This is a genomic window from Cupriavidus sp. R6-3, from assembly GCF_059772245.1.
Genome location: NZ_JCBAJO010000173.1, coordinates 1 through 10,035, shown reverse-complemented (window position 1 = coordinate 10,035; position 10,035 = coordinate 1). Strand labels below are relative to the sequence as shown.

Here is a 10,035-nt window from a genome sequence, read left to right as displayed (position 1 = left end):
GCCTCCGGACTGGACCGATGCGGCCCGAGATGCCGCCGGATGCCGGCCCGGTACCGCCAGCACGCCGGCCGGACGCCGCTCGTACACCGCCTCGATGCCGCCCGGACGCCGTCCCGATGCCGCCCGGACACCGCCCGGACGCCGCCCGGACACCGCCTGGAGACCGCCCGGACGCCGCCCGGATGTCGCCCCGATGCCGCCCCGATGCCGCCCCGATGCCGCCCGAACCGGCCGGCAACGACCCCGTAACTGCCGGTAAATCCGGCTGGACGGCGTCACACCGATGGTATGATTAGCGCCAATTTTCGGGCACAAGTGCGCGACGAATGCGGTGCGGGCGGCACGTCCGCGCAGGGCGTCGCGCAGGCTGTCCGGCCTTTCTGGGTGCCGCTCCCGGGCGTGCCTCACCACGGATTCGAACCCATTCAAGACCAACCGTGCGACTGTCCTCGATCAAGCTGGCGGGCTTCAAGTCCTTTGTCGATCCCACCAATTTCCAAGTGCCCGGCCAACTGGTCGGCATCGTCGGTCCCAACGGCTGCGGCAAGTCCAACATCATCGATGCGGTGCGCTGGGTGCTCGGCGAGTCCCGCGCCTCCGAGCTGCGCGGCGAATCGATGCAGGACGTCATCTTCAACGGTTCCACCGCGCGCAAGCCGGCCGGGCGCGCCAGCGTCGAGCTGGTGTTCGACAACGCCGAAGGCCGCGCCGCCGGGCAGTGGAGCCAGTACGCCGAAATCGCCGTCAAGCGGGTGCTGACCCGCGACGGCACCTCGTCCTACTACATCAACAACCAGCCGGTGCGCCGGCGCGACATCCAGGACATCTTCCTGGGCACGGGCCTGGGCCCCCGCGCCTACGCGATCATCGGCCAGGGCATGATCTCGCGGATCATCGAGGCCAAGCCCGACGACATGCGGATCTTCCTGGAAGAAGCCGCGGGCGTGTCCAAGTACAAGGAACGCCGCCGCGAGACCGAGAACCGGCTGTCCGACACGCGCGAGAACCTGACCCGGGTCGAGGACATCCTGCGCGAGCTGTCGGCCAACCTCGACAAGCTCGAGGGCCAGGCCGAAGTCGCGCAGCGCTTCAAGGCGCTGCAGGCCGAGGGCGAGGAGAAGCAGCATCTGCTGTGGCTGCTGCGCAAGCGCGAGGCGCTGGCCGAGCAGGAACGCCATCAGCGCGCGATCGAGCAGGCCCAGATCGACCTGGAAGCGCAGACCGCGCAGCTGCGCCACGTCGAGGCCGAGCTGGAGACGCTGCGCGCCGCGCACTATGCCGCTTCCGACGGCATGCACGCCGCGCAGGGCGCCCTCTACGAGGCCAATACCGAGGTCAGCAAGCTCGAGGCCGAGATCCGCTACGTGGTCGAATCGCGCAACCGCGTGCAGGCGCAGATCGCCGCGCTGACCGCGCAGCGCGAGCAGTGGCAGGCCAAGGCCCAGCAGGCGAGCGACGAGCTCGAGCAGGCCGAGGAGGAACTGGCGCTGGCCGAGGGCCGCACCATCGAGGCGCAGCAGGCGGTCGAGCAGCAGAGCGAGGCGCTGCCGACGCTCGAAGCGCAATGGCGCGATGCGCAGGCCCTGCTGAACGAGCAGCGCACCGGCATCATGCAGGCCGAGCAGGCGCTCAAGCTCGAGGCCGCGCATCAGCGCAACGCCGACCAGATGCTGCAGCAGCTGGAGCAGCGCCGCGAACGCCTTTCCGGCGAGGAAAAGGGCCTGGACCGGCCCGACGACGTGCGGCTGGAGGAATTGCGCGCCGAGCTCGCCGAACACGAGGCGATGCTCGAGGACGCCCAGGCCGCGCTGGCCGAGGCCGAGGACAATCTGCCGCGGCTCGATGCCGAGCGCCGCGCCGCGCAGGAGCGCGTGCAGCGCGAAGCGGCCGCGATCGCGGCGCTGGAAGCGCGCCTGGCCGCGCTGCGCCAGCTGCAGGAGAACGTGCAGAGCGAAGGCAAGGTCCAGCCGTGGCTGGCAAAGCACGGCCTGGCCGAACTGCCGCGCCTGTGGAAGAAGATCCATATCGAACCGGGCTGGGAAAACGCGCTCGAGTCGGTGCTGCGCGAAAAGCTGGCCGCGCTGGAGGTCTCCAACCTCGACTGGATCAAGGGACTGCTGACCGACGCGCCGCCGGCCAAGCTGGCCTTCTACGCGCCGCCGCCCGCGGCACGCCCGGGCGAGGCGCCGGCCGGACTGCGTCCGCTGATGTCGCTGCTGCAGATCACCGAGCCGGGCATCCGCGCGGTGATGCAGGACTGGCTGGCCGACGTCTACACCGCGGACGACATGGAGCAGGCGCTGGCCGCACGCGCGAACCTGCCCGAGGGCGCGACCTTCGTCGTCGCCGAGGGCCATCTGGTCGGCCGCAGCTCGGTGCACCTGTATGCCGCGGACTCCGAGCAGGCCGGCATGCTGGCGCGCGAGCAGGAAATCGAGAATCTGCAGAAGCAGGCGCGCGCGCAGACGCTGCTGGCCGACGAGGCCAAGGCGCAGGCGGTGCGCGCCGAGGCGGCCTATACCGAGGGCAGCCGCAAGCTGGTGGAAGCGCGCGCCGACAGTGAGCGCGTCACGCGGCGCGTGCACGGGCTGCAGATGGACGTGCTCAAGCTGTCGCAGGCGATGGAGCGCTACGCCGCGCGCAGCAGCCAGATCCGCGAGGAGCTGGAGGAAATCGCCGCGCAGATCGACGAGCAGCGCGCGCTGAAGGCCGAATCCGAGGCCAACTTCGAGCGCCACGATACCGAGCTGGCCGAGATGCAGGCCGCGCACGAAGACCACCAGATGGCCTACGAAGCGCTGGATGCAAAGCTGTCCGACGCGCGCCAGCAGCTGCGCGACCTGGAACGTGCCGCGCAGGAGGCCGTGTTCGCCCAGCGCAATCTGGCGACCCGCATCGACGAGCTGCGCCGCAATATCCAGGTCGCGGGCGACCAGAGCGAGCGCATCGCCGAATCGCTGGAGAACGCGCGCGCCGAACTCGAAACCATCAACGAGCAGACCGCGCACACCGGCCTGCAGGAAGCGCTCGAACTGCGCGCCGAACGCGAGCAGAAGCTGGCGACGGCCCGCATCGAGCTCGACGCGCTGTCGGCGCAGCTGCGCCAGTTCGACGAGCAGCGCCTGGCCGCCGAGCGCAGCCTGCAACCGCTGCGCGACCGCATCACCGAACTGCAGCTCAAGGAGCAGGCCGCGCGCCTGGCGCAGGAGCAGTTCGCCGAGCAGCTGGCCGCGGCCGAGGTCGACGAGGCCGCGCTGGTCGGCAAGCTCAACGGCGACATGAAGCCCTCGTATCTGCAGGGCGAAGTCACGCGCATCAACAACGCGATCAACGCGCTCGGCCCGGTCAACATGGCCGCGCTCGAGGAACTGGCGGCGGCGCGCGAGCGCAAGACCTTCCTCGACGCGCAGTCGGCCGACCTGAACGACGCCATCCAGACGCTGGAAGACGCGATCCACAAGATCGACCAGGAAACGCGCGCGCTGCTGCAGGGCACCTTCGACCAGGTCAACCATCATTTCGGCGAGCTGTTCCCGCAGCTGTTCGGCGGCGGCCAGGCCAGGCTGATCATGACCGGCGAGGAAATCCTCGATGCCGGCGTGCAGGTGATGGCGCAGCCCCCGGGCAAGAAGAACTCGACCATCCATCTGCTGTCGGGTGGCGAAAAGGCGCTGACCGCGATCGCGCTGGTGTTCGCGATGTTCCAGCTGAACCCGGCACCGTTCTGCCTGCTGGACGAGGTCGACGCGCCGCTGGACGACGCCAATACCGAGCGCTACGCCAATATGGTCGCGCGCATGTCCGACAAGACGCAATTCGTCTTCATCTCACACAACAAGATCGCAATGGAAATGGCGCACCAGCTGATCGGCGTCACGATGCAGGAGCAGGGGGTGTCGCGGATCGTCGCCGTCGACATGGATGCGGCCGTTTCGATGGCGGAGGCGGCATGACCGGATCGCTTCGATCGACGCATGGGCCGAAGAACCGGCAGACGTATCGGCTGAAGGATTGGCTGAAGAATCGGCCGACGTCGGCCCCGAACCGCGGAGGGCGCGCGTGATGGACCTGCAAACCGCGCTGGTCGTCGCCGGCATCGTGCTGCTGCTGCTGGTAGTGGCCTACAACCAATGGCAGATCCGCAAGTCGCGCCGGCCGCGCGCGCTGCAACCCGAGGACGACCTGCCGCCGATGCGCGAGCCGGTGGTGGGCGAGGAAATCAAGCCCGAGGTCAGCGCCAAGCTGCACGAGCCGCCGCGTCCCGAAACGATCCAGCGCAAGGAGCCGACGCTGGTGGTGCCGCCGCTCGATGACGACGCGCAGGCGGCGCAGGCCGCCTCGCCGCTGGTGTCCGGCAGCGGCGATGCCGACGAGCTGCTGGCCGAGGAGGTCGCCGACGGCGTCGCGCGCAGCGCGCCGTCCGCCCGGACCCCGGCCCCGCGCAACGCCCAGGGTACTGATGCCCAGGGCACCGATGCCGGCGAAACGTCCGCGCAAGCGCCCGCATCTTCGTCCGCCGCGCCGTCCGCATCCCAGTCCGCATCCCAGTCCGCACCGCCAGCGGCGCCGCGGCCCGGACCCGTCGCCGAGCCCATCGTGGCCGACGGGCAGCCCCGGCCCGCGGTGATCGATCCGCTGATCGACTGCATCGTGCCGCTGCATCTGGAGCGCAAGGCCTCCGGCGACCGCATCCTGCCGCTGACCGGGCGCCTGCGCCGCGCCGGCACCAAGCAGGTCCATATCGAGGGCCTGTACGAACCGGCCAACGCCTGGGAGCCGGTGACCGCCGGCCACCAGTACGAGGACCTGCAGGTGGCGGTGCAGCTGGCCAATCGCGGCGGTCCGCTGAATGCGCTGGAGTTCTCCGAGTTCGTCAACGCGGTCGAGGCCCTGGCCGAATCGCTCGACGCATCGGCCGAACTGCCCGACATGAGCGAGACCGTCGCCAATGCGCGCGAGCTCGACGGCTTCGCCGCCGCCTGCGACGTGCAGCTGGGCGTCAACGTGGTGTCCGATGGCGCGCCCTGGTCGGCCGCCTATGTGCAGAACGTCGCCACCCAGGACGGCCTGGTGCTGTCGCGCGACGGCACCCGCTTCACCCGCTACCAGGCCGGTCCCGACGGCATCCAGCGCGCGCTGTTCACGCTGCAGTTCGGCGATACCAACTTCCTGCGCGACGATCTGACGGTCAAGGCGGGCAGCCAGATCACGCTGCTGCTGGACGTGCCGCAGGCATCCCAGGCCGTCAAGCCGCTGAAGACCATGTGCGAGTACGGCGACAGCCTGGCGCAGCGGATGGGCGCGCGACTGGTCGACGACAATCATCGGCCGCTGACCGAGACGTCCTTCGTCGCCATCTTCCAGCAGCTGCAGGCGCTGTACGACAAGCTCGAGGCGCGCGGCATGCCGGCCGGCTCGCCGGTGGCATTGCGCCTGTTCAGCAGCTGACGCGCGGACCGGCACCGGTTTTTCGCCGTCCGCCTTTCGCCGCCCACCTTCGCCGCCACCTTCGCCGCCCGCTTTTTCGTACCGCTCACGCCTCATGCCAGCAAAGAAACACGGCGCTCCCACTTCGGCTGATGCGCCGCGGCCTGCCGCGGCCGATGCAGCCGACGCTGCCAATGCCGCCAATGTCGCCCGGCCGGACAATTCCGCCGACAAGCCCGACGCCCCGGCCGCGCGTGCCGACTGGCTGCGCGAGCAGATCGAGCACCACAACTACCAGTATTACGTCCTCGACGCGCCGACCATTCCGGACGCCGAGTACGACGCGCTGTTCCGCGAACTGCAGGAACTCGAGGCCGCGCATCCCGAGCTGCTGACGCCGGAATCGCCGACCCAGCGCGTCGGCGGCCAGCCGCTGACGGCGTTCGCGACGGTGCGGCACCGGCTGCCGATGCTGTCGCTGAACAACGCCTTCGACGACGAGGACGTGATCGGCTTCGATCGCCGCTGCGCGCAGGGCCTGGGCCGCACCGTGGCCGCCGAGGGCGCCGCCGACCTGTTCTCGGCGGCCGATGCGGTCGAATATGCCTGCGAGCTCAAGTTCGACGGGCTGGCGATGTCGCTGCGCTACGAGAACGGCCGGCTGGTGCAGGCCGCCACGCGCGGCGATGGCGAGACCGGCGAGGACGTGACCGCCAATGTGCGCACGATCAAGGCGATTCCGCTGAAGCTGAAGGCCGGCGCGCCCGCGGTGATCGAGGTGCGCGGCGAGGTCTTCATGTACCGGCGCGATTTCGACCGGCTCAATGCACGCCAGGCCGAGGCCGGCGAGAAGACCTTCGTCAATCCGCGCAACGCCGCGGCCGGCAGCCTGCGCCAGCTCGATCCGCGCATCACCGCGCGCCGTCCGCTGTCGTTCTTTGCCTACGGGCTTGGCGAGCTGGACGGCGAGCCGCGCCCGGCCACCCACGATGCGCTGCTGGAACGCTTCGCGGCGCTCGGCCTGCCGGTCTGCGCCGAGCGCGCCGTGGTCAAGGGCGCGCAGGGGCTGCTCGGCTTCTATCGCGGCGTCGGCAGGAAGCGCGACAGCCTGCCCTATGATATCGACGGCGTGGTCTACAAGGTCAATGCGGTCGAGGAGCAGGAACGCCTGGGCTTCGTCTCGCGCGCGCCGCGCTTCGCGCTGGCGCACAAGTTCCCCGCGCAGGAAATGACCACCGTGGTCGAGGACATCGAGGTCCAGGTCGGCCGCACCGGCGCGATCACCCCGGTGGCGCGGCTGGCGCCGGTGTTCGTCGGCGGCGTCACGGTGACCAATGCCACGCTGCACAACGAGGACGAGATCCGCCGCAAGGACGTGCATATCGGCGACACCGTGATCGTGCGCCGCGCCGGCGACGTGATTCCGGAAGTCGTCGCCGTGGTGCTGGAGCGCCGGCCCGCCGATGCGCGGCCCTTCACGATGCCGACCGCTTGCCCCGTGTGCGGCTCGCATATCGAGCGGCTGGAGGACGAGGCGATCGCGCGCTGCACCGGCGGGCTGATCTGCGCCGCGCAGCGCAAGCAGGCGCTGCTGCATTTCGCCCAGCGCCGCGCGATGGATATCGAAGGGCTCGGCGAGAAGGTGGTCGACCAGCTGGTGGAGCAGGGCATCGTGCGCACGCCGGCCGACCTGTACAAGCTCGGCGTGGCCAAGCTCGCGGCGCTGGACCGCATGGCCGACAAGTCGGCCAGCAATCTGGTGGCCGCGATCGACGCGTCGCGCGCCACCACGCTGAACCGCTTCATCTTCGCGCTGGGCATCCGCCATGTCGGCGAGGCGACCGCCAAGGACCTGGCGCGGCATTTCGGCAAGCTCGACGGCCTGATGGCGGCCGACGAGGCCGCGCTGCTTGAGGTCAACGACGTCGGCCCCGTGGTCGCGCAGTCGATCGCGCATTTCTTTGCCGAGGCGCACAACGTCGAGGTCATCGAGCAGCTGCGCGCCGCCGGCGTGCACTGGCCCGAGAGCGAGCCCGCCGCGCGCGCGCCGGCGCCGCTGGCGGGCAAGACCTTCGTGCTGACGGGCACCTTGCCGACGCTGTCGCGCGAGGCGGCCAAGGAGATGCTGGAGGCGGCCGGCGCCAAGGTGGCGGGCTCGGTGTCGAAGAAGACCGACTACGTGGTGGCCGGCGAGGAGGCGGGCAGCAAGCTCGCCAAGGCGCAGGAACTGGGCGTGCCGGTGCTGGACGAGGCCGGCATGATGGCGCTGCTCGAGGAGCACGGCGCGGCGGGACGCTGACAGCGGCAGGGACCGCGGTCCCTGTCGCTGTCCGGTGGCGACGTTGGCGACGATGTCCAGCGACGCTGTCCAGTGAGACGGCCGATCGCGGCTCGCCAAAGCAAAGGTGCAGCGCCGAATGCGAAAGATGCGGCCACTGCCGCGCGATTAACCTCGCCGGGTTCTTCCATCACGTGTTCCTCACGACAAGGAGTCCCCATGGGTTCGATCGCCGCCGCACACCATACGCCATGCCAGGATTGGGTCGCCGTCCGCGTCAAGCTCGAGGGGCTGCGCGAAGGCTTCCAGCGCCAGCCGGCGCAGCGGCACCAGCAGGACTTCGTGTTTCGCGGGCAGCATTTCCGGCTCGAGTATGTCGCCGACACGGACGCGGGCATCCTGCAAGGCCTCAAGGCCCACAAGGGCAGCGTCGAGCGGCCCGCCGGACGGCTGGTGTGCCGGGTCTCATCCGCGCCATCGCAGGCCTCGTGGATGGACCGCATCCGCCAGGTCGTCGCGAACCTGTTTGCGCCGCTGCTGGACATGTGGGACGGCGACAAGCAGTGGACATTCGGCTGCCCGATGCTGGAATCGCGCGCACAGGCGATGCTGCGCTATCTGGCACCCCATGTGCCGCTCGAGCGCCTGCGTTCGATCCATGTCGACGTGGACAGGATCTTTGCGGCGTGAGTGCGGATTCCGACGCGGGCGCGGACGCCGGCCGCGCCCGGAGGCGCTGGCTATAATCGACGGAATCTCGGCGGAGACCCGCCGCATGCGGCAGCCAACATCACGCCCGGCTGCCCGAGCAGAGGACGAGCAATGATTCGCGACATTCTGAAAATGGGCGACCCCCGGCTGCTGCAGGTCGCGCGCCCGGTCCAGCGCTTCAATACCCCCGAACTGCGCACGCTGATCGAGGACATGTTCGACACGATGGGCCACGCCAACGGCGCCGGTCTGGCCGCGCCGCAGATCGGCGTCGACCTGCAGGTGGTGATCTTCGGCTTCGAGCGCAACCCGCGCTACCCCGATGCGCCGCAGGTGCCCAAGACCGTGCTGATCAATCCGGAGCTGACGCCGCTGTCCGACGAGATGGAGGACGGCTGGGAGGGCTGCCTGTCGGTGCCCGGGCTGCGCGGCATGGTGCCACGCCATACCAGCCTGCGCTATACCGGCTTCGACCTGATGGGACAGCGCATCGAGCGCGTCGCCGAGGGCTTCCATGCGCGCGTGGTGCAGCACGAGTGCGACCATCTGCGCGGCATCCTGTACCCGATGCGGGTCAAGGACTTCAGCAAGTTCGGTTTTACCGAGGTGCTGTTTCCCGAGTTGAACGGGGTACAGTCGGACGACTGAGGCCCCGGGCCGTAGCTCCGGCCCTCGGCCCTCGGCCCTCGGCCGTCGGCCGTCGGCCCTTGGCCCGTCGGCCCCCCGGCGATACGCAACAAGCGATAGCAAATTGGGATGGAGCCGGGACCGCGCGGTGCGCCGGTCCCGGCAGCGCGCCTCAGAACTTCTCGAACGGCCCCAGGAAGCGCCACTGGCCGACCGGCAGGTCGCCCAGCACGATGCGGCCCATGCGGACGCGTTTGAGTCCGACCACCTTCAGGCCGACCTGCTCGCACATCCGGCGGATCTGCCGTTTCTTCCCTTCGCGCAGCACGAAGCGCAGCTGTTCCTCGTTCTGCCAGCTGACCTTGGCGGGCTTGAGCGGCTCGCCGTCGAGCGACAGGCCGTGGCGCAGCTTGTCCAGCCGCTCGGCGGGGAACACGGCCGACACATTGCGCTCGACCGGGCCGTCGGGCGCATCCTCCCAGACCACCCGCACCAGGTATTCCTTTTCGATGTTCGAGTCCTCGCCGATCAGTTGGCGGGCGATGCGGCCGTCCTGCGTCAGCACCAGCAGGCCCGTGGAATCGATATCGAGGCGTCCGGCCGGTGCCAGGCCCTTGTGCTGCCAGGGCGCAAAGCGCTTGCGGGTCGGATCGTTTTCCCACTGGTTCTCGGCGGTGAACAGCGCGGCCGCCGGCTGATAGCCTTCCTCGGCCTGGCCGGACACATAGCCGACCGGCTTGTGCAGCAGCACCGTGACGCGCTCGCCTTGCTCGGAGCGGGCGGCCTGCTGGATCTCGATGGTCGCGTCCGGGCGGATGCGCGTGCCCAGCTCGGTCACGGGCTTGCCGTCGACCAGCACCCAGCCGCGCGGAATCCATTCGTCGGCCTCGCGGCGCGAGCACAGGCCCAGCTCTGACATCCGCTTGGACAGGCGCACCAGGCCGTCGGACTCGTGCGCCGCGCCGGCGGCATGGGCGTTCGACGGCAGGCGG

6 protein-coding genes are annotated in these 10,035 nt (G+C 69.8%); 5 read left to right on the top strand and 1 reads right to left on the bottom strand.

The window, feature by feature from the left end; all coding sequences use genetic code 11:
• Positions 1–437 precede the first annotated feature (437 nt).
• From smc to def, 5 genes are all read left to right on the top strand, one after another.
• Positions 438–3,953: a chromosome segregation protein SMC gene (smc, locus tag AC6EI8_RS20095; RefSeq protein ID WP_226108838.1), complete on the top strand. Its 3,516-nt coding sequence runs from the start codon at positions 438–440 to the stop codon at positions 3,951–3,953.
• 109 nt (positions 3,954–4,062) lie between these two features.
• The gene (locus AC6EI8_RS20090) at positions 4,063–5,448 is read left to right on the top strand and encodes a cell division protein ZipA C-terminal FtsZ-binding domain-containing protein (protein ID WP_498382701.1); all 1,386 of its coding nucleotides are present in this window, start codon (positions 4,063–4,065) and stop codon (positions 5,446–5,448) included.
• A gap of 94 nt (positions 5,449–5,542) precedes the next feature.
• Positions 5,543–7,726, top strand: coding sequence for an NAD-dependent DNA ligase LigA (gene ligA, locus AC6EI8_RS20085; protein ID WP_498382700.1), 2,184 nt, complete (start codon positions 5,543–5,545; stop codon positions 7,724–7,726).
• 198 nt (positions 7,727–7,924) lie between these two features.
• Positions 7,925–8,395: a hypothetical protein gene (locus AC6EI8_RS20080; protein ID WP_150083689.1), complete on the top strand. Its 471-nt coding sequence runs from the start codon at positions 7,925–7,927 to the stop codon at positions 8,393–8,395.
• A gap of 132 nt (positions 8,396–8,527) precedes the next feature.
• Positions 8,528–9,064 (top strand): peptide deformylase, encoded by a 537-nt coding sequence (def, locus tag AC6EI8_RS20075; RefSeq protein WP_498382699.1) that lies wholly within the window; start codon positions 8,528–8,530, stop codon positions 9,062–9,064.
• 151 nt (positions 9,065–9,215) lie between these two features.
• Here the strand turns inward: def and AC6EI8_RS20070 are convergent.
• Positions 9,216–10,035: pseudouridine synthase (locus AC6EI8_RS20070; protein ID WP_498382698.1), on the bottom strand; the 820-nt coding region annotated here is incomplete at its 5' end.

Bases quoted from the DNA above. Each gene is read 5' to 3' on its own strand.
- AC6EI8_RS20080 (WP_150083689.1), top strand. From the start codon at position 7,925: ATGGGTTCGATCGCCGCCGCACACCATACGCCATGCCAGGATTGGGTC.
- AC6EI8_RS20090 (WP_498382701.1), top strand. From the start codon at position 4,063: ATGGACCTGCAAACCGCGCTGGTCGTCGCCGGCATCGTGCTGCTGCTG.
- ligA (WP_498382700.1), top strand. From the start codon at position 5,543: ATGCCAGCAAAGAAACACGGCGCTCCCACTTCGGCTGATGCGCCGCGG.
- def (WP_498382699.1), top strand. From the start codon at position 8,528: ATGATTCGCGACATTCTGAAAATGGGCGACCCCCGGCTGCTGCAGGTC.